Source organism: Mesorhizobium sp. M6A.T.Cr.TU.017.01.1.1 (assembly GCF_004023115.1).
GTDB classification, from domain to species: domain Bacteria; phylum Pseudomonadota; class Alphaproteobacteria; order Rhizobiales; family Rhizobiaceae; genus Mesorhizobium; species Mesorhizobium mediterraneum.
Genome location: NZ_RZTA01000024.1, coordinates 32,474 through 50,277, shown reverse-complemented (window position 1 = coordinate 50,277; position 17,804 = coordinate 32,474). Strand labels below are relative to the sequence as shown.

Below are 17,804 nucleotides of genomic sequence, written 5' to 3'. Positions count from 1 at the left end.
GATTGTTCCTACAATTCGCCGTGGCCGACGCGAGCGCCGGCAGGTTGATCGCAAAGCCTCTGGCCCAACGTCACGAAAGGAGCGACGAGCCGGATGCGCTCCTCGATGCTTGCCGCGGGGCGAAAAAGCGCGCGGTTCGCCATGTTGCCGATAGTGAGCTGGATCGGATCGGTGGTGACGATGAGGCCGCGCGGCTCGAATGGCTCGTCCTCGTCCAGATCGGATGGCCGGCCTTCAAAGAAGGAAACGATTCTTTGCCCGCCGCTCCAGACGCAGGCCAGAACGCCGTCATCGACAGCAAACGGCCATTCCGCCTCGTTTTCGGCGCGACTGATCGGCTGCACGCGCACCTCGTCCGGCGACGGAAAATGAAACAGGCCTTGCTCTCCCGCGAGCATCAGCGGCATGGCGACAGCCATCTCGGCCATCATCAGTGCGCCACCGCCGCCGCAGCCGCCTCGTCGATCAGGCGACCGGTGCGGAAGCGCTCGATGGTGAAAGGCGCATTGATCGGATGCGGATCGTCCCTGGCGATGGTGTGGGCAAAGACATGGCCCGATCCGGGCGTTGCCTTGAAGCCGCCCGTGCCCCAGCCGCAATTGACATAGAGACCGGGCACCGGCGTCTTGGCCAGGATCGGCGAGCGGTCGGGCGTCACGTCGACGATGCCGCCCCACGAACGCAGCATCTTCATGCGGGTGAACATCGGGAACATCTCGCAGATGGCGTCGAGCGTGTGCTGCAGGATGTGCAGGCCGCCGGTCTGCGAATAGGAAATATACTGGTCGGTGCCGGCGCCGATGACCAGCTCGCCCTTGTCGGACTGCGAGATATAGGCATGCACGGTGTTCGACATCACCACGCAGGGGAATACCGGCTTGACCGGCTCCGACACCAGCGCCTGCAGCGGATAGCTTTCCAGCGGCATGCGCACGCCGGCCATGTTCATGATGACGGACGAATGGCCGGCGGCAACGACGCCGACCTTCCTGGCGCCGATGAAACCGCGCGTCGTCTCGACACCCATGACCGCACCGTTCGGCGCCCGCTTGACGCCGGTGACCTCGCAATTCTGGATGATGTGGACGCCGCGCGCCGAAGCGCCGCGCGCATAGCCCCAGGCAACGGCATCGTGACGGGCGGTGCCGCCGCGACGCTGCAGGGTCGCGCCCATCACCGGATAGCGGGCATCGCGCGAAATGTTGAGCGGCGGGCAGAATTCCTTCGCCGCTTCCGGCGTCAGCCACTCATTGTCGATGCCGTTCAGCCGGTTGGCGTGGACATGGCGCTTCAGCACCTGGATGTCGTGGACATTATGCGCCAGCATCATGACGCCGCGTGGCGAATACATGACGTTGTAGTTGAGCTCCTGGCTGAGCCCGTCCCACAGCTTCAGCGCATGGTCGTAGATGCCGGCGCTCTCGTCATAGAGATAGTTGGAGCGGATGATGGTGGTGTTGCGGCCGGTATTGCCGCCGCCGAGCCAGCCCTTTTCCAGCACCGCGACATTGGTGATGCCGTGCACCGTGGCGAGGTAGTAGGCGGTGGCCAGGCCATGGCCGCCGGCGCCGACGATGATGACGTCGTACTCCTTCTTCGGCTCTGGCGAGGACCACTGTTCCTCCCAGCCCTTGTGGCCGCGCATGGCCTCACGGGCGATGGCGAATACCGAGTATTTCTTCAACGTTCCAGCCTCGCAGATAGCGGCCGGGCATCCAATCGAGCGCCGGCGCGCGAGGTGTATCACTAGCGAAACAGCGCTGCCAGCCTTGCGCTGTTTGCGACGGCGCTTGCCGTTTTGCGCCGCGACAAAAAAGACCGGTCCGAAGCGGCGGGCCGAACGACGATGCATCCGGGCACCTTCGCAGGTATCGGGTGGCTCGCGCCGCCTCGACCTGCGATCAACACCCCGATTGCCGGCCAAGCTGGCGCGAAAAAAGGATGCAAAAAAATGTTCGCACTCACCAACAACGTCGCCATCGTCACCGGCGCCAGTTCCGGCATCGGCCGCGCCACGGCAAAACTCTTTGCCGAGGCAGGCGCCAAGGTGGTCGTCGCTGCCCGTCGCCAGGCAGAGCTGGACGCGCTCGTCGCTGAAATCGAGGAAGCCGACGGCACCGCGATCGCCCTTGCTGGCGATGTCCGAGACGAAGCCTATGCCAATGCCCTTGTGGATCTTGCGGTGGACAGGTTCGGCGGTCTCGACATCGCCTTCAACAACGCTGGCTCCGTCGGCCAGATGGGACCGGTTCCCGACATGTCGCTGAAGATGTGGCACGAGACCATCGACATCAATCTGACCGGCGCCTTTATCGGTGCAAAATACCAGGTGCCGGCGCTGCTGGAACGCGGCGGCGGCTCGCTGATCTTCACCTCCAGCTTCGTCGGTCGCACCGCCGGCATGCCGGGCATGGCCGCTTACGCTGCGGCCAAGGCCGGGCTGATCGGTTTGACGCAGGTTCTGGCGGCCGAATACGGAGCACAAGGGTTGCGCGTCAACGCGCTGCTGCCCGGCGGCACCGACACGCCGGGCGCGACGACGACCACACCCGAGGCCCGGGCTTTCGTCGAAGGCCTTCACGCCCTGAAACGAATGGCGCAGCCGGATGAGATCGCCCGCTCGGCGCTCTACCTGGCATCGGATGCGTCGAGCTTCACCACCGGAACTGCGCTGTTCGCAGACGGCGGTGTCTCGATCAACCGGACGTGAGGCATTTCCCGCGTGGGCGAGCGAGCCGCAATGTCGCAAAGGCGGTCTTGCTTTCCAGCGCGATTTGGCGATTTCTTCGGACACTGCTGTTCGAAGACGGGCCTAAAACATGCTGCTGATCAGGACCTACATCGCCGCGAGCGCAATCGAAGGCGTCGGCGTCTTTGCCGCCGAGCCGGTCCGGAAAGGGACGTCGATCTGGCAGCTCGATCCGGACTTCGACCGCCTGATCCCGATGGAAAAATATGAGGCGGCGCCGCCGCACCTCCAGGAATTGCTCGACAGATATGCCTATCCAAGTCCGGACCGGCCCGGATTCATGGTCTATGAAGTCGACAATGGCCGCTTTATGAACCACGCCGAACGGCCGAACACGGACTTTTCGCAGCATGGCGGGGCAACCGCGATCCGCGACATAGCGGCGGGCGAGGAAATAACCTGCGACTACGGTGAGTTCTTCGAGGATTTCGAGCGACTTCATTTGGCCACGGCATCATAGCGATCTGGTTGCGTCGTTTGAAGAAAACCCGGAGCGATGATCGGCTCCGGGCCAAATTTCCAGCCCCCAGCTTTAGTTTCGCTGGGCGTGCGGCTCGTCGGTATGCCGGCCGTCATACTGCAGGTCCAACTCGCGAATTGCCTCCTGGCCTTTCTGCGGATCGACCAGGGTGAGAAGCGCGTCGATCTTGGCCTCCATCCGGTCGGTACCCTCCTTAGATTGCGGCGAGCCGACGAAGAGCAGGAACGCCAGGCCACCGACCTGCCAAAGCAGTTGCAGGAATTCCGATTGCCAGTTTTCGAGCGTGTCGCGGCCCATCTCGATCAGATAGCCGCCGAACTCGGGCGGTTGGCCAAGCGCTCGCTGCTCGTCGAGATAGGCGAACCAGCCGAAGACCCAGTGGCCGACAAGCGAGATGATGAAGAAGCCGAGGGTAATCCAGGCATAGCTGTAAGCCCGCCACACCGAAGATGGCTTCACTTTGCCCGACGGCCTGCTGTCCTCACCGCTTGGCATCGTCGCTGTCCGACGCCGTGCGAGCCAGGAACTGCTCCGTGGTCGCGGGCAGGTTGTTTTTCAGCCACTCGGCCATCGCCTCCTCTTCCCGCAGGTTTTGCTCGCAGACGCGGGCGACCTCTGTTTCGCCAAGAGATTCGGCGGCCGCGATGAGGATCCTGTAGGAGGCAATCTCCATATGCTCGAAAGTGTAGCTCGCGAGTGAACCTTTCATCACCTCGTCCCCTGCGAAGACGCCGCTCAGGGACTGCGCCGCCGCCATCAGCTTGCCGCCGGCGTCCTTCAGCGTGGATGTATCCTCGTCTAAACTTTCCAGGCAGGTTCTGAGGCGTGCGGCCTGCCCCTTCGTCTCGTCGACGTGCTGGCTGATGCGCCTACTGAGCTCGGGATAGCTCTCCAGCCGGCTTAGCTGTCCGTTCAGCATGGTTTCGGCCTGCTCCTCCATCGCATGCGCGTCCCTGAGCCACTGGACAAGCCATTCACGGGTGTCTGACATCGGTTTTCTCCTCTGCTTGCGTCGCCGCAACAACCACCGCGGAGCGAAGTTGGTTCCTTCATCGATCAAGCCAGGCGGGCCGTTTTGCCGGATTGGGCAGCAGAAATTTATCGGTGGCGGAAATGCCAACGATCGCTCATCCGCGCGACAGGGACCCCTATCGAGAAGGCCGACACACCGCCCGAGGTCGCGATTCTTGCTTTTTGACGGCAGTTATGCTAGGTATTTTGGCATGGTGCTGATTTGCGCCGACGACCCGCCGCCGAGGCGGGTTTTTCGTTTCGGCAGTGGACAGAGCGGCATGATTCTGCTATCAGCCGCCACAATTCGTGGTGTAAATCGCTGCGGAGGCTAGTGGCTATGGCCGCTTGCCTGTTGATATCAAACACGAAAGACAGGATTGCCCGTGCAGGTACTCGTCCGCGACAACAATGTTGACCAGGCGCTTCGCGCGCTCAAGAAAAAGATGCAGCGCGAAGGCATCTTCCGCGAAATGAAGATGCGCGGACATTACGAGAAGCCGTCCGAGAAGCGCGCCCGCGAAAAGGCGGAAGCCGTTCGTCGCGCCCGCAAGCTGGCCCGCAAGCGCGCCCAGCGCGAAGGCCTGCTGCCGATGACGCCGCGCCCGGTGGCGGCTGGTGGTGCTGCTGGCGCCGGCGCTCCGCGTCCGCCGCGGTTCTGACGCCAATTTTTCGTCCTTTTCGAAGGATATCCAAGGTGGCGCGATGCGTAATCGCCGCCACCTTTTTATTTTGAATTCCTCGATTCGGAGAGGCCGGTTCGCGAGGCCGGTTCGGAGGGGGAACAGACCTGACGGCGCGGCGGGCAGTGAGGACAGAGCAGACATGAACGCAATAAGCGTGGAGCGCAGAACCGCATTGCGCGGCTTTGCACTGACGGCAACCTTGCTTTCCGGGCTGGCGCTCGCCGGCTGCCAGACAGCCCCGACCGGCGAATTCACCAACATCGACAAGGCACAAGGGTCGGCCGAGAACATCTCCTCGCTGTCGGCCGTTATCCAGCGCAGTCCCCAGGATCCGGAAGGCTACAATGTGCGTGGCTCGGCCTATGGTCGCGGCGGCCAGTATCAGGCGGCGCTCAAGGACTTCAACACCGCCATCCAGCTCAATCCGAATTTCTACCAGGCCTATTCGAACCGTGCTCTCATCCAGCGCTTCCTCGGCGACCAGGCAGCCGCGCTTACCGACTACAACCGCTCGATCCAGATCAATCCCGACTATGACGCCGCCTATATCGGCCGCGGCAATCTCTACCGCAAAGCCGGCCGCACCCAGGAAGCGTTCAACGATTTCCAGAAGGCGATCCAGCTCGACACGACCGATGCGCGCGCCTACCACAATCGCGGCCTGATCTATCAGAGCCAGGGCCAGCACGCTTTCGCCATCGAGGATTTCTCGACCGCCATCTCGCTGGCGCCGGACGCCGCCGAACCCTACAATGGCCGCGGCCTCTCCTACCTCGCCATGAACGACGAGGATAATGCCTTCGCCGACATCAACATGGCGATCAAGCTCGACGGCAAGAATGCCGAGGCCTGGTCCAACCAGGCGCTGATCTACGAGCGGCGCGGCGACAAGGCCAAGGCGGCGAAATCCTACCGCGAGGCAGTGCGTCTTAATCCCACCTACCAGCCGGCCAAGGACGGCCTGGCGCGCACCAGCGCCGGCTGACCGACGGCGACGTTGGGCCTGATATGGCAGGCCTGCCGTTTGGCATGCCTTCGAAGCCTTCAATCACTGTGCGTTAACGCCCGCCTTGATCGCGCCAAGTTTTCGGCGGAACGCTCGGGATGCTCAGCCGTTGTTCAAGGCAATTCGCAAAAGGACCCCTCCCATGATCAAGAAACTCGCCTGTGCCGCCGCCCTCGCCACCACGGTGCTCGCTGCCCCTGCCAGCGCGGGCAAGCTGGAGCTCGGCGTGCTCGACTGCACCATCGATGGCGGCACCGGCTATATCGTCACATCCAACAAAGGCGTGGCCTGCACCTTTCGCCCCCATCATGGCGGCCCGCCCGAAGCCTATACCGGGGTCATTTCCAAACTCGGCGTCGACGTCGGCAAGACGCACCAGGGCGAATTGATATGGGCGGTTCTGGCGGCCACTCGCGACCGTGATTCCGGCGATCTTGCCGGCAGCTATTATGGCGTCAACGCCGAGGCCAGCCTGGTGACCGGCGGCGGCGCCAATCTGCTGGTCGGCGGCTTGAACAGCGCCTTCTCGCTGCAGCCTCTCAACGTACAGGCGCAGACCGGCGTCAACCTGGCAGTCGCCGTCACCTCGCTGGAGCTGATCCACTCTTTCAAATAAGCGGCATTGCGTAGCTCTGCGCGGCGGAACAGGACAGGACCTGTTCCGCCGCCATGATTTTTGGGAACCGCCACGTCAATGATGTTCACAGCGATCGCCATGATCGCCGCCGGCATCAATCTTCTAAAGCGCGTCGCGTTGAAACGGATTCAATCGACGCGCTTTAAGCCTTTGTTTTATGCATGTCGTTATCCCAAAACCGCTGCGCACTTTTGGGCGACATGCACTATCATGCTGACTTCCCGCCTTCAGCATCCTCGGTGCACCCGCAAAAAACCTCTTGAACTCAACTGCGGTTGAGGTTTTACAACCCGTCCCCGAAGCGCCGCGTGCCATCTGGAGACGAAGAGCGCTCCACCATTTTTTGAATCGGCGTATAAGAAAGTTCGGAGGGCGGGGTGACCGAAACCAGCACAAACAGGGTCGATTGGCGCGCGCTGTGGGCGAGCGGCGATCTGGCGCGCTTCTGCTTCATCAGCCTCGGCATCCTGCTGCACGCCACCAATGAAACCATGGTGGCGACGGTGATGCCGGCCATGGTCGGCGAACTCGCTGGCGTTCAGCTGGTCGGCTGGTCGCTGGCGATCTACGAGCTCGGCGCCATCGTCGCCGGCGCTGCCGCCGGGCGGCTGGTGAGCTACGTCGCGCTGCGCACCAACATGGTGGTGGCCGCCCTGCTTTATGCGGCCGGCGCACTGGTCTGCGCCATCGCGCCCTCCATGCCGCTGTTCCTGACCGGGCGCCTGATCGAGGGGTTTGGCGGCGGCGCGCTAGTGTCGTTGGCCTTCGTCTCGGTCGAGCGGCTGTTTCCACGCGCCATCTGGCCACAGCTTTTCGGCGTCATGTCGGCGATCTGGGGCGTCGCCGCCTTCAGCGGCCCGGTGCTGGGCGCGTTGATGACCGAGTTGCTCTCCTGGCGCTGGGCTTTCGGCGTCTTCACGCTCGGCGGCACGGCCATGGCATTGGCGAGCTTCATCGTGCTCGACACGCCTGAGGCGACCAAGCCGCAGGCGATCACTGGGACGGCGCCGCCCTTCCCCTTCGCCGCGCTCGGCTGCCTTGCCGTCAGCGTCGTGCTGATCGCCACGGCCGGGGTCGACATTGCCCTGCTGCGTTCCTCCCTGCTGCTGGCCCTCGGCCTGGTCGGGCTTGCGCTGTTTGTCCGCATCGATGCGCTGAAGCCGCGCTCGCGGCTGTTCCCGTCGCGGCTGTTCTCTTGGCGCTCGCCGGTCGGCGCAGGCATGACCATGGTCGCTGCGTTCTCCGTGGCGACCTGTTCCTTCGCCGTCTACGGACCGCTGCTTCTGACCAGCCTGCACGGCATTCCGATCCTGACCACCGGCTACATCATCGCCGCCGAATCGATCGCCTGGTCGATCCTGTCGATCCTCGTCGCCAATGCGCCGCCGGAGCGCGAGAGGCTGATCATCACCGGCGGCGCGCTGATGATCGCGATGGGCATCGCTGGTTTCGCCTATGCCGTGCCGGCGGGTTCGATTCCGCTGATCCTGTTCTGCGCCTTGCTGCAAGGCGGCGGCTTCGGCATTGCCTGGCCCTTCGTCACCCGCGTGATCGTGGCATCGGCCAGGGATGGTGAGCAGACGATCGCCTCTGCCGCCGTGCCGACCATGCAGCGCATCGGCTATGCGGTCGGTGCAGCACTGACCGGCATCGTCGCCAACGCCAGCGGTTTTTCCGAAGGCCTGAACCGTGAGGCGGCGGCGAATGTCGCCACCTGGTTGTTCCTCGCCTTCGTGCCACTCGGCCTTCTGGGATGCCTTGCAGCCCTGAGGATCTCGGGGCCGGCAGCCCGGCCACAGGAAGCAACCGGCTAGACAGTAATTGTCTTCAGCCGCTCGGCGATCAGTGCCGCAAGCCGCGTCGCCACCTCGTCCTTGCTCATCTCGGGCCATTCGTCGACACCGGCCTTCGAGACGATCCGCACCCGGTTGCGATCGCCGCCCATCACGCCGCCTACGCGGGACACGTCGTTGGCGACGATGAAATCGGCGCCCTTCTTCCTGAGCTTGGCCTCGGCGTTCTTGACGAGATCCTGCGTCTCAGCGGCAAAGCCGACGACCAGGCTGGGCCGCCTTTTGTGATGACCGACACCGGCAAGAATATCGGGGTTTTCGATCATCTGCAGCGCCGGCGGCCCCTCGCCTGCCACTTTCTTGATCTTCTCGCCGGCCGAAGTCTCGCTACGCCAGTCGGCAACGGCAGCCACGAACACGGCCGCGTCCGCCGGCAGCAGCTGTTCGACCGCGCCCTTCATCTCGTTCGCGGTTTCGACATGCAGCGTGGTGACCCCGGCCGGATCGGCAATACCGACCGGACCGGAGACGAGGCGCACATCGGCGCCGAGCCTTGCCAGCGCCGCCGCAATGGCATGGCCCTGCTTGCCGGACGAGCGATTGGCGATGTAGCGCACCGGGTCGATCGGCTCATGCGTCGGCCCTGAGGTGACGATGATCTTTCTGCCGGCCAGCGGCTTCGGCCTGATGTCGAGCAGCGCCTCGATCGCGGCGACGATCTCCAGCGGCTCGGCCATGCGGCCCTCGCCTGCCTCGTTGCTCTCTGCCATCTCGCCCTTTGCCGGGCCGATGAATGCGATGCCGTCCTTCTGCAACGTCGCGCGGTTTCGCCGGGTCGCCGGGTGCGACCACATTTTCGGGTTCATGGCGGGCGCCATCAAAACCTGCTTGTCGGTGGCAATGAGCACAGTGGAGGCAAGGTCATTGGCGTGGCCGTTGGCGAGCTTCGCCATCAGGTCGGCGGTGGCCGGCGCCACGACGACAAGGTCGGCCTCGCGCGACAAGCGGATGTGGCCGACATCGTGCTCGTCATTGCGGTCGAACAAATCGGTGAAGACGTGGTCGGCAGCCAGCGCTCCAACCGACAGCGTGGTCACGAACTCCTGCGCCGCAGCGGTCATGACGACACGCACCGCAGCGCCCCGCTCGCGCAGCCGGCGGATCAGGTCGAGCGCCTTATAGGCGGCGATGCCGCCGCCGATGATCAGCAGGATGCGCTTGCCGGAAAGGATCATGCCCGAGACCAGTCCTTGTCCAAAGTCATGCCGGCTTCAGTACCGGCGTGATATCGGTATGGATGAAATCATCGCCCTTGAAAAGCAATGGCAGATCTCGGGTCTTGGCGAGAGCGTAGGCGAAGCAGTCGCCCATGTTGAGGTTGGCCGGGTGGCCGGTGCCGCGGCCATAGGTTGAATAGGCAAGGCGAGCTGCAGAAAGCTGCACCAAATCGAAGGCTAGAATTTCGAGTTGAAGCTCCGAAACTATCGCTTCAAGTCGGGCAGCTCCCTCCGGATATCTGCCTCGCAAGGCGACGCAATATGCTTCATATAGCGTGCCAGAACTGATCGACGGCAGCTCCGATCGGGCGATGGCGTTGGCGAACAACACGTTGTCTGATTCCCGCCCCAGAATGGAAATCAATGCCGACGTGTCGACGACAAGAGCGCTCACCGGAGGCCTTCGTCCCACATTTCATCTGTGAGTTTCTTCAGGTCGAAAGGCTCCGCTGGTTTCACGCCAAGCGCCAGAACCTTGTCAACGTCGATCCTTCGTCGTGCAGGGCTTTTAACCTCTCGCGCAAGAACTTCCCGAGCCTCCTGCTCCATCGAAACACCTCGCGCGGCGGCGCGCTCGCGAAGGGCCTGCTTCACGCTGTCGTCAAGATTGCGGATGGTGAGCGTACCCATGGCATTGCTCCTTCTCATCCAACATAGTTGATGAAAGGAATGCTTTCAATGACAGCGCCGACAGCACTGCTGTCATTGCTTGCATTCAAAGCAGCTTCCAAGCGATATAGACCAGCGTCACCGCGATCACCCACAGCGCCAGCCGGCCGGATCGGGTGTGGCGCGCCTCGGCCTTGCCGATCGCGTGCGCTGTCCTTTCGTCGAAGCGCAACCCATGTTCGGCCATCAAATCGATCTCGCGCGACAGCCGCTCGGTGCGGGCGGCGAGGTCCGGCGCCTGGCGGGCCAGCGCCAGCAGCGCGCTTGCGCCGTCGCGCGCGTCGGCCAGCAGAGCACGCGGGCCGAGATTGCCCGATATCCAGCCGCTGACCACCGGTTCGGACGTCTTCCACATGTTGAAGGCCGGGTCGAGGGTGCGGGCGACGCCCTCGACCACCACCATGGTCTTCTGCAGCAGCACCAGTTCGGAACGCGTCGCCATGTCGAAGAGGTCGGTCACCTCGAACAGAAGCGTCAAGAGCTTGGCCATCGAGATGGTATCGGCCGGCTGGCCGTGGATCGGCTCGCCGATCGCCCGGATCGCCTGGGCGAACGCCGCGACATTGTGCTGGCGCGGCACGTAGCCGGCCTCGAAATGCACTTCGGCGACGCGCAGATAGTCACGGGTGATGAAGCCATAGAGGATTTCGGCGAGGAAACGGCGCTCCTTCTTGCCGAGCCGGCCGGCAATGCCGAGATCAACGGCAACGATGGTGCCGTCGGCCTCGACGAACAGGTTTCCCGGATGCATGTCCGCATGAAAGAAGCCGTCGCGCAGCGTTTGACGCAGGAACGACTGGATCAGATTGGCGGCGATCGCCTTCAGATCGTGGCCGGCAGCAGCGAGGCCGGCAATGTCGTTCATCTTGATGCCGTCGACCCATTCCATGGTCAGAACGTCGCGGCCGGTGCGCTCCCAGTCGACCATCGGCACGCGAAAGCCGGGATCGTCCTTGGTGTTCTCGCCGAGCTCCGAAAGCGCTGCCGCCTCGAGCCTCAGATCCATTTCGATCTTGGTGGTCTGCGCCAGCGTCTCGGTCACTTCGACCGGCCGCAGCCGGCGCGACGACGGGATGTACTTCTCCTGCAGGCGGGCAGCGAGAAAATAGCTCTCGAGATCACGAAAGAAGAGGCGGCGCACGCCTGGCCGGATGACCTTGACCGCCACCCGCGAACCGACGCCGTCGTGCAGGGTTTCTGCGATATGGACCTGAGCGATCGAAGCCGCGGCAACGGCATCGCCGAAACTGGCGTAGAGGTCGCCGACCTTGCGCCCGAGCGAAGCCTCTATCGCCGCAATGGCCTCGGTCTGCGGAAAGGTCTGCATCTTGTCCTGCAGCATGGCGAGGTCGAGCGCCATGTCGTTGCCGACGACATCGGGCCGTGTCGCCAGGAACTGCCCGAGCTTGACATAGGATGGCCCGAGCCGGACGACCGCCTTGGCCAGCCGGTCGCCACGCTCATAGGCAAGCGCGCGGCGGCGGGTGAACAGCCGTGCCATCCGCCAGCCGAGTTTCGGCAGGCCGGAAAGCTCGTCGCCCGGCAAGGCCGCCACGACGCCTTCGCGGACCAGCACCCAGCCGGCCCGCACGAGCCTGAAACCAGCGCCGACCCTGCTCATGACTGCGCTAGCCTCAAAGCTTCCAGCCCGAATGAAGCGCAGCAATGCCGCCGGAATAATTGCGAAAAGAAGCGCGGTCGAAGCCGGCGCGGGAAATCATCGCCGCAAAATTCTGCTGATTGGGAAACTTGCGGATTGATTCGACCAGATAGGAATAGGGCTCGCCGTCACCGGTCACCGCCTTGCCGATCCTGGGGATGGCGTTGAACGACCACGCCTCATAGACCTTGTCGAGCAACGGCATGTCGACCTCGGAAAATTCGAGACAGAGAAAGCGTCCGCCGGGCTTCAGCACGCGATAGGCTTCCGCAAGCGCCACATCGATACGCGGCACGTTGCGAATGCCGAAAGCGATCGTGTAGGCGTCGAACGTGGCCTCAGCGAAGGGCAGCTCCTCGGCATTGGCTTCGACGAAATCGGTGTTATCAGTCAGTCCCTTTTTCTCGGCCCGGTCGCGGCCGACGGCGAGCATCGAGCCGTTGATGTCGAGAACGGTGGCATGGGCGTTCCTGCCGCTCGCCTCGACGATGCGGAAGGCGATGTCGCCGGTGCCGCCGGCAACGTCGAGAACGCTCCAGCGCGGTCGTTTCGGTGGATTGAGCCATGTGACCATAGCGTCCTTCCACAGCCGGTGCAGGCCGGCCGACATCAGGTCGTTCATCAGATCGTAGCGGTTCGCGACCTTGTGGAAAACGTCATTGACCAGGGACTGCTTCTCGCCTGCCCCTACACGCTTGAAACCATAGGAGGTCTCCATGCCGCCAACGGCCGTGGTTCTCTCAACCGACATTATTTTTGATCCGCCATAAAACCGGCGGGACCATAGCCGATCGATGGTGCCGACGCTATTGTTTAAGGCGCGGTGTTCGGCCGCGCTTCTCGGTCGTGGAATCATGCTTATGGCTCCGCGAACTGGGCTGACCTGACGGGATGACTGCATGCCTTTGAAAGCGGAACTGCACTGCCATATCGAAGGGGCAGCGGCGCCCGAACTCGTCATCCGCCAGGCGCAGAAATACGGCAAGGACACCTCGCCCTACATTCAGGACGGCTCCTTCGTCTGGCACGATTTCACCTCCTTCCTCGCCGCCTATGATTTCTCCTCCGACCTGTTCCGCACGGAAGAAGACTATGCGCGGCTGGCCGATCATTACCTGACCAGTCTCGCCCGCGACGGCGCCATCTATTCCGAGATCTTCACCTCGCCGGACCATGCCGGCAAGGCCGGCCTGTCGCCCAAGGCCTATACGGACGCGCTCGGCGAAGGCATGGCGCGTGCCAAGGCCAAGACCGGCATCGAGGGCCGCATGATCGTCACCGGCGTGCGCAACGCCGGCGTCTATTCGATCGAGCAGGCGGCGCGCTTCGCGGCCCGCTGCGGACATCCGCTGGTCACCGGCTTCGGCGTCGCCGGCGACGAGCGGATGGGCGATCTGGAGGACTATGTCAGGGCCTTCGAGATCGCGCGCGAGGCCGGCCTCGGCATCACCGTCCACGCCGGCGAGCTGATGGGCTGGGAAAGCGTCAAGGCGGCGCTCGACCATATCCGCCCCGCCCGTATCGGCCATGGCGTGCGCGCCATCGAAAATCCCGACCTTGTCCGGCGCATAGCCGACGAAGGCGTCGTGCTCGAATGCTGTCCCGGCTCCAACATCGCGCTGAAGGTCTTCGACAGTTTCGCCGATCACCCTTTTCCGGCGCTGCAGGCGGCGGGCTGCAAGGTGACGCTAAACTCCGACGACCCGCCCTATTTCTGGACGTCGCTGAAGCGCGAATACGACATTGCCGCAGAGCATTTTTCGATGGACGACAAGGCGCTCGCCGCCGTCACCAGAACCGCAATCGAGGCCGCCTTCGTCGATAAGAAGACCAGGACGGCGCTTCTCGCCCGCCTCAACGCCGCCCGCTAACTCTCTCCTCCTGCAAAAACTGTGGTAGGTGATCGCAAGCAGTTCCTTGGCCGGCGCATTGTCGATAGGGTTCACGTAAGCAGCCGGAATTTCAGGAGAACACCATGAAGGGCGTCACCGTCGTCGACCACCCGCTTGTCCAGCACAAGCTGACCATCATGCGAAAGAAGGAAACCTCGACGGCCGGCTTCCGGCGGTTGTTGCGGGAGATCTCGCTGCTGCTCGGCTACGAGGTCACTCGCAACCTCGAACTGACGACGACAACGATCGAAACGCCGATCGAGACGATGGAAGCGCCAACGCTGGAGGGCAAGAAGCTGGTCTTCGCCTCAGTGCTGCGCGCCGGCAACGGCTTGCTCGAGGGCCTGCTTGACCTGGTGCCGGCGGCGCGCGTCGCCCATATCGGTCTCTACCGCGATCATGAGACGCTGGAAGCGGTCGAATATTTCTTCAAGGCGCCGAGCGATCTCGCCGACCGGTTGGTGATCGTCGTCGACCCGATGCTGGCGACCGCCAATTCGGCGATCGCGGCGATCGACAAGCTAAAAGGGCGCGGCGCCACCAACATCCGCTTCCTCTGCCTGCTGGCTGCGCCAGAAGGCCTCGAGCGCTTCATCAAGGCGCATCCCGATGTCCCGGTATTCACCGCGTCCATCGATCGCCAGCTCAACGAGAAAGGCTACATCATGCCCGGCCTCGGTGATGCCGGCGACCGCATGTACGGCACTAAATGACCGTGCCACTCGTTTACCGATCGTTTACGCAAACGGCCGCTTTCCGCATCTGTTAAAGCGGCAAACACCATGTCGCGATAAGCATGGGCGTTCACGAAGGCCGGTCCATGCTGCTGCGCAATCTTCTCATCCTTGGCGTGCTCGCCGTAACATCGGCGTCGTTCCCGATCCTCTATCAATCGAATCCGCAGATGCTCGATGGCCTGCTGAAATCGGCGGTCGGGGCGAGGCCCACGATCGAAACGCAAACGGACCTGAACCTGGCCGGGGTTCCCGACAGATCGGCGACGCCGCAGCCGCTCGGCCGCAAGGTCGTGGTCACGGCGGATGCGCGCGGGCATTTCACGTCGGCGTTCAAGCTCAACGGCCGTCAGGTCGACGGCATGATCGACACCGGCGCCACGCTCGTCGCCATCAACAGTTCGACCGCACGCAGGATCGGCATTTCGCTGAACGCGTCTGACTTCCGCCACACCGTCAACACCGCCAACGGGGCGATCAAGGCTGCCCTGGTGACCGTCGATCGCCTGCAGATCGGCAAGATCACGGTCGACGGCGTCCAGGCGGTGGTGCTCGACGACAAGGCACTGCGCACCAATTTGATCGGTCTGAGTTTTCTCCAGCGGCTTGAAAAATACCAGGTCGAAAACGGCGCGCTGTTGCTCGTCCAGTGATCACCCGCGCGGCAGGATCCGCCGGATGACGGCTTTTTCCGCAGGCGGCTTCGAAGCGCCGATCGTATAGGCCGAAAGCACGGCGGCCGCGGCCGCCTCGGCATCGGAGGCGTTGCGGGCATGGACCAGCGCCAGCGCCTCGCCGGCGCGTACCTCCGCACCGACCGGCAATAGCCTGGTGATGCCGACCGCATGGTCGATCCTGTCGTCGGGCCGTATGCGCCCGCCGCCAAGCCCGACGACCGCAAGCCCGATGTCGCGGGTGGCGATGCCGGTGACAAAGCCGTTTTCGGTCGCCTTGACCGCAAGCTCAGTCGCCGCCTTCGGCAGGTATTTTTCCGGATTCTCAACGAAGTCGGCCGGACCGCCGAGCGCCGCCACCATGCGCGCGAAGACGGCCGCCGCGCGGCCACCGGCAAGCGTTTCGGCGGCGCGCCGCATGCCGTCCTGGTTGGACGATACCAGCCCGGCCGATTGCAGCATGTCTGCGGCCAATGCCAGCGTCACATCCTCCAGGCGCCGGTCGCGAAAACGGCCGGTGAGAAAATCGACGGCATTGCGCACCTCGACCGCGTTGCCGGCTGCCGACGCCAGCGGCTCGTTCATGCCGGTGACCAGTGCCGAGGTCTTCAGTCCTGCGCCATTGGCGACGTCGACCAGGCTGTTCGCTAGCGCCGCTGCGTCGCGCGATTTCTCCATGAAGGCGCCGTTTCCGACCTTCACGTCAAGCACCAGCGACTGCAGGCCGGCCGCCAGCTTCTTCGACAGGATCGAGGCGGTGATCAGCGGCACCGATTCGACGGTTCCCGACACGTCGCGGATCGCATAGAGCCTGCGGTCGGCAGGCGCGAGGTCAGCGGTCTGGCCGATAATGGCACAGCCGGTTTCGAGCACCACCTTGCGGAACCGCGCGACATCCGGCTGGCTGATATAGCCGGGAATGGCATCCATCTTGTCGAGCGTGCCGCCGGTATGGCCGAGGCCGCGGCCGGAAATCATCGGCACATAAGCGCCGCAGGCGGCTACAATCGGCGCCACCATCAGCGAGACATTGTCGCCGACGCCGCCTGTCGAGTGCTTGTCGGTGACCGGGCCTGGCAGATCCGACCAGTCGAGCACGTCGCCGGAATCGCGCATGGCCAGCGTCAGCGCCACCGCCTCGTCGCGGCTCATGCCGTTGAAGAACACCGCCATGGCGAAGGCCCCGACCTGCCCGTCCGAGACGGTGCCTGATGTCACGCCTTCGATGAAGCTGGCGATCTCCTGCACCGACAGCTTGTGGCCGTCGCGCTTGCTGCGGATGATTTCCTGGGGAAGCATCAGGCCGGGACCTTACTCTCCGGTAACCCATGCTGGAACACACGCTGGAGAATGGTCGCCAGCCGCGCACCGCCGACCGGCGCCATGTCCTTGGTCTCCTGGTGCGAAAGCTCCGCCCCGGTCATCCCTGCGGCGAGGTTGGTGATGACCGAACAGGCGGCGACGCGCAGGCCGAGGAAGCGAGCAAGAATGACCTCCGGCACGGTCGACATGCCAACGGCGTTGGCGCCCATGATACGCGCCATGCGGATCTCGGCGGGCGTCTCGAAGCACGGCCCGGAAAACCACATATAGACACCCTGGTGCAGCGCGGTATCCGTCGCCTTCGCGGCCGTCTCGATCGCCGCGCGAAGGCCGGCATCATAGGCTTCGGTCAGGCCGACAAAACGGCGGTCGCTCGGCTCGCCGATCAGCGGGTTGGAGCCCGAGAAATTGATGTGGTCGGTGATCAGCATCACCGAGCCCGGGCCCATGTCCGGATCGACCGAGCCGGCGGCATTGGTGAGGATCAGTTGCGAGATGCCGAGGCCGGCGAGCACCTCCAGCGCCGGCCGCATCGCAGCCGCGTTGCCGTGCTCGTAATAGTGTGCGCGGCCGGACAGCATCAGCACTGGCGTGCCGGCAAAGCGTCCCGCCACCACCTCGCCGGCATGACCGGTGACGCCGCTTCTGGGAAAGCCCGGCAATTCGGCATAGGAAATGCGGACAGCGTCCTCGACCTGGTCGACGAGCCCGCCAAGGCCCGACCCCAGCACCAGCGCGGTGGCGGGCGCCAGCCCGTCCAGCCTTTCGACGAGACAATCAAGCGCTTCCTTCATTTCAAAATATCGCCCTGGAAGCCGTAGGGCAGCATATCGCCCATGGTCACGGTCTCGACCACGCCGCCATTGTCGCAGAGATAAAGCTTGGTTTCCGGCCGGCAGAATTCGGCCAGCCGCTGCCGGCAGCCGCCACAGGGGGAGCATTTCGCCATGCGCTCGGCGATCACCGCGATCTCCGTGATCCTGCCGCCGCCACCCATGATGTAGTGGCCGAGCGCGGTGGTTTCGGCGCACCAGCCTTCCGGATAGGACGCGACCTCGATGTTGGCGCCGGCAAAGACGCGGCCGTCCTCGGTGCGCAGTGCCGCCCCGACTGGAAACTTCGAATAGGGCGCATAGGCCTTGGCCATGGCGGCCTTGGCCGCTTCGAACAGATCATGCGACATTTATTTTCCTTTTCGCATGGCCCGGTCCG

Annotated in this window: 21 protein-coding genes; 9 read left to right on the top strand and 12 right to left on the bottom strand. The window is 63.7% G+C overall.

Going from position 1 to position 17,804, the window contains the following annotated elements:
• Positions 1-8: 8 nt before the first annotated feature.
• Positions 9-431, bottom strand: coding sequence for a hypothetical protein (locus tag EOB36_RS10640; RefSeq protein ID WP_095488501.1), 423 nt, complete (start codon positions 429-431; stop codon positions 9-11).
• On the bottom strand, positions 431-1,684 hold the full coding sequence (locus EOB36_RS10635) for a sarcosine oxidase subunit beta (RefSeq protein ID WP_095488502.1): 1,254 nt from the start codon (positions 1,682-1,684) through the stop codon (positions 431-433). Before EOB36_RS10635 ends, EOB36_RS10640 begins: the two co-directional genes overlap by 1 nt.
• A gap of 267 nt (positions 1,685-1,951) precedes the next feature.
• Here EOB36_RS10635 and EOB36_RS10630 point away from each other — a divergent pair, with 267 nt between their 5' ends.
• Positions 1,952-2,710 (top strand): SDR family oxidoreductase, encoded by a 759-nt coding sequence (locus EOB36_RS10630; protein ID WP_128284814.1) that lies wholly within the window; start codon positions 1,952-1,954, stop codon positions 2,708-2,710.
• A gap of 109 nt (positions 2,711-2,819) precedes the next feature.
• Positions 2,820-3,209 carry an SET domain-containing protein-lysine N-methyltransferase gene (locus EOB36_RS10625; RefSeq protein ID WP_095488503.1) on the top strand — a complete coding sequence of 130 codons (390 nt, stop codon included), beginning with the start codon at positions 2,820-2,822 and terminating at the stop codon, positions 3,207-3,209.
• 72 nt (positions 3,210-3,281) lie between these two features.
• On the opposite strand, the gene EOB36_RS10620 is transcribed toward EOB36_RS10625, so the two are convergent.
• Positions 3,282-3,725: a DUF6766 family protein gene (locus tag EOB36_RS10620; RefSeq protein ID WP_126105083.1), complete on the bottom strand. Its 444-nt coding sequence runs from the start codon at positions 3,723-3,725 to the stop codon at positions 3,282-3,284.
• Positions 3,712-4,221: a DUF892 family protein gene (locus EOB36_RS10615; RefSeq protein ID WP_126105082.1), complete on the bottom strand. Its 510-nt coding sequence runs from the start codon at positions 4,219-4,221 to the stop codon at positions 3,712-3,714. The genes EOB36_RS10620 and EOB36_RS10615 overlap by 14 nt, the downstream gene beginning before the upstream one ends.
• A gap of 406 nt (positions 4,222-4,627) precedes the next feature.
• Here EOB36_RS10615 and rpsU point away from each other — a divergent pair, with 406 nt between their 5' ends.
• The 4 genes from rpsU (at position 4,628) to EOB36_RS10595 (ending at position 8,384) form a co-directional block, all read left to right on the top strand.
• Entirely contained in the window at positions 4,628-4,903 is a 276-nt protein-coding gene (rpsU, locus tag EOB36_RS10610) for a 30S ribosomal protein S21 (RefSeq protein ID WP_095488505.1), read from the top strand.
• Between the two features lie 163 nt (positions 4,904-5,066).
• On the top strand, positions 5,067-5,912 hold the full coding sequence (locus EOB36_RS10605) for a tetratricopeptide repeat protein (protein ID WP_095488506.1): 846 nt from the start codon (positions 5,067-5,069) through the stop codon (positions 5,910-5,912).
• Between the two features lie 163 nt (positions 5,913-6,075).
• Positions 6,076-6,549 carry a DUF992 domain-containing protein gene (locus tag EOB36_RS10600; protein WP_127206344.1) on the top strand — a complete coding sequence of 158 codons (474 nt, stop codon included), beginning with the start codon at positions 6,076-6,078 and terminating at the stop codon, positions 6,547-6,549.
• Between the two features lie 398 nt (positions 6,550-6,947).
• The gene (locus EOB36_RS10595) at positions 6,948-8,384 is read left to right on the top strand and encodes an MFS transporter (RefSeq protein ID WP_126105077.1); all 1,437 of its coding nucleotides are present in this window, start codon (positions 6,948-6,950) and stop codon (positions 8,382-8,384) included.
• Here EOB36_RS10595 and coaBC read toward each other — a convergent pair.
• From coaBC to ubiE, 5 genes are all read right to left on the bottom strand, one after another.
• On the bottom strand, positions 8,381-9,598 hold the full coding sequence (gene coaBC, locus EOB36_RS10590; RefSeq protein WP_127294652.1) for a bifunctional phosphopantothenoylcysteine decarboxylase/phosphopantothenate--cysteine ligase CoaBC: 1,218 nt from the start codon (positions 9,596-9,598) through the stop codon (positions 8,381-8,383). The two genes, EOB36_RS10595 and coaBC, sit on opposite strands and share 4 nt — an antisense overlap.
• Before the next feature lie 25 nt (positions 9,599-9,623).
• A complete protein-coding gene (locus EOB36_RS10585; RefSeq protein ID WP_095488513.1) occupies positions 9,624-10,034 on the bottom strand; it encodes a type II toxin-antitoxin system VapC family toxin in 411 nt (136 codons plus the stop codon).
• Positions 10,031-10,270 (bottom strand): hypothetical protein, encoded by a 240-nt coding sequence (locus EOB36_RS10580; RefSeq protein ID WP_008874379.1) that lies wholly within the window; start codon positions 10,268-10,270, stop codon positions 10,031-10,033. Before EOB36_RS10580 ends, EOB36_RS10585 begins: the two co-directional genes overlap by 4 nt.
• Positions 10,271-10,355: 85 nt before the next feature.
• Positions 10,356-11,930, bottom strand: a complete 1,575-nt coding sequence (gene ubiB, locus EOB36_RS10575; protein ID WP_095488514.1) for a 2-polyprenylphenol 6-hydroxylase — start codon at positions 11,928-11,930, stop codon at positions 10,356-10,358.
• A 13-nt stretch (positions 11,931-11,943) separates the two neighbouring features.
• Positions 11,944-12,720 carry a bifunctional demethylmenaquinone methyltransferase/2-methoxy-6-polyprenyl-1,4-benzoquinol methylase UbiE gene (gene ubiE / locus EOB36_RS10570; RefSeq protein WP_095488515.1) on the bottom strand — a complete coding sequence of 259 codons (777 nt, stop codon included), beginning with the start codon at positions 12,718-12,720 and terminating at the stop codon, positions 11,944-11,946.
• A gap of 148 nt (positions 12,721-12,868) precedes the next feature.
• On the opposite strand from ubiE, the gene EOB36_RS10565 reads away from it, so the two are divergent.
• The 3 genes from EOB36_RS10565 to EOB36_RS10555 all read left to right on the top strand — a co-directional run bounded on the left by EOB36_RS10565 (position 12,869) and on the right by EOB36_RS10555 (position 15,248).
• Positions 12,869-13,840, top strand: a complete 972-nt coding sequence (locus EOB36_RS10565; RefSeq protein WP_095488516.1) for an adenosine deaminase — start codon at positions 12,869-12,871, stop codon at positions 13,838-13,840.
• 104 nt (positions 13,841-13,944) lie between these two features.
• Positions 13,945-14,574 carry a uracil phosphoribosyltransferase gene (gene upp, locus EOB36_RS10560; protein WP_095488517.1) on the top strand — a complete coding sequence of 210 codons (630 nt, stop codon included), beginning with the start codon at positions 13,945-13,947 and terminating at the stop codon, positions 14,572-14,574.
• 110 nt (positions 14,575-14,684) lie between these two features.
• Positions 14,685-15,248 (top strand): TIGR02281 family clan AA aspartic protease, encoded by a 564-nt coding sequence (locus tag EOB36_RS10555; RefSeq protein ID WP_126107359.1) that lies wholly within the window; start codon positions 14,685-14,687, stop codon positions 15,246-15,248.
• Here EOB36_RS10555 and deoA read toward each other — a convergent pair whose 3' ends face one another.
• The 3 genes from deoA to cdd are packed head-to-tail and all read right to left on the bottom strand — an operon-like array spanning position 15,249 to position 17,775.
• Entirely contained in the window at positions 15,249-16,568 is a 1,320-nt protein-coding gene (gene deoA, locus EOB36_RS10550; RefSeq protein WP_128284813.1) for a thymidine phosphorylase, read from the bottom strand. It abuts the gene before it with no gap.
• On the bottom strand, positions 16,568-17,386 hold the full coding sequence (locus EOB36_RS10545; RefSeq protein ID WP_128284812.1) for a purine-nucleoside phosphorylase: 819 nt from the start codon (positions 17,384-17,386) through the stop codon (positions 16,568-16,570). Before EOB36_RS10545 ends, deoA begins: the two co-directional genes overlap by 1 nt.
• Positions 17,383-17,775 (bottom strand): cytidine deaminase, encoded by a 393-nt coding sequence (gene cdd / locus EOB36_RS10540; protein WP_127204612.1) that lies wholly within the window; start codon positions 17,773-17,775, stop codon positions 17,383-17,385. Before cdd ends, EOB36_RS10545 begins: the two co-directional genes overlap by 4 nt.
• Positions 17,776-17,804: the final 29 nt, after the last annotated feature.

Excerpts from the sequence above, each read along its gene's own strand:
- EOB36_RS10640 (WP_095488501.1), bottom strand. The coding sequence starts at position 431 with ATGATGGCCGAGATGGCTGTCGCCATGCCGCTGATGCTCGCGGGAGAG.
- EOB36_RS10630 (WP_128284814.1), top strand. The coding sequence starts at position 1,952 with ATGTTCGCACTCACCAACAACGTCGCCATCGTCACCGGCGCCAGTTCC.
- EOB36_RS10625 (WP_095488503.1), top strand. The coding sequence starts at position 2,820 with ATGCTGCTGATCAGGACCTACATCGCCGCGAGCGCAATCGAAGGCGTC.
- EOB36_RS10620 (WP_126105083.1), bottom strand. The coding sequence starts at position 3,725 with ATGCCAAGCGGTGAGGACAGCAGGCCGTCGGGCAAAGTGAAGCCATCT.
- EOB36_RS10615 (WP_126105082.1), bottom strand. The coding sequence starts at position 4,221 with ATGTCAGACACCCGTGAATGGCTTGTCCAGTGGCTCAGGGACGCGCAT.
- EOB36_RS10605 (WP_095488506.1), top strand. The coding sequence starts at position 5,067 with ATGAACGCAATAAGCGTGGAGCGCAGAACCGCATTGCGCGGCTTTGCA.
- EOB36_RS10600 (WP_127206344.1), top strand. The coding sequence starts at position 6,076 with ATGATCAAGAAACTCGCCTGTGCCGCCGCCCTCGCCACCACGGTGCTC.
- coaBC (WP_127294652.1), bottom strand. The coding sequence starts at position 9,598 with ATGATCCTTTCCGGCAAGCGCATCCTGCTGATCATCGGCGGCGGCATC.
- EOB36_RS10580 (WP_008874379.1), bottom strand. The coding sequence starts at position 10,270 with ATGGGTACGCTCACCATCCGCAATCTTGACGACAGCGTGAAGCAGGCC.
- ubiB (WP_095488514.1), bottom strand. The coding sequence starts at position 11,930 with ATGAGCAGGGTCGGCGCTGGTTTCAGGCTCGTGCGGGCCGGCTGGGTG.
- ubiE (WP_095488515.1), bottom strand. The coding sequence starts at position 12,720 with ATGTCGGTTGAGAGAACCACGGCCGTTGGCGGCATGGAGACCTCCTAT.
- EOB36_RS10565 (WP_095488516.1), top strand. The coding sequence starts at position 12,869 with ATGCCTTTGAAAGCGGAACTGCACTGCCATATCGAAGGGGCAGCGGCG.
- upp (WP_095488517.1), top strand. The coding sequence starts at position 13,945 with ATGAAGGGCGTCACCGTCGTCGACCACCCGCTTGTCCAGCACAAGCTG.
- deoA (WP_128284813.1), bottom strand. The coding sequence starts at position 16,568 with ATGCTTCCCCAGGAAATCATCCGCAGCAAGCGCGACGGCCACAAGCTG.
- EOB36_RS10545 (WP_128284812.1), bottom strand. The coding sequence starts at position 17,386 with ATGAAGGAAGCGCTTGATTGTCTCGTCGAAAGGCTGGACGGGCTGGCG.
- cdd (WP_127204612.1), bottom strand. The coding sequence starts at position 17,775 with ATGTCGCATGATCTGTTCGAAGCGGCCAAGGCCGCCATGGCCAAGGCC.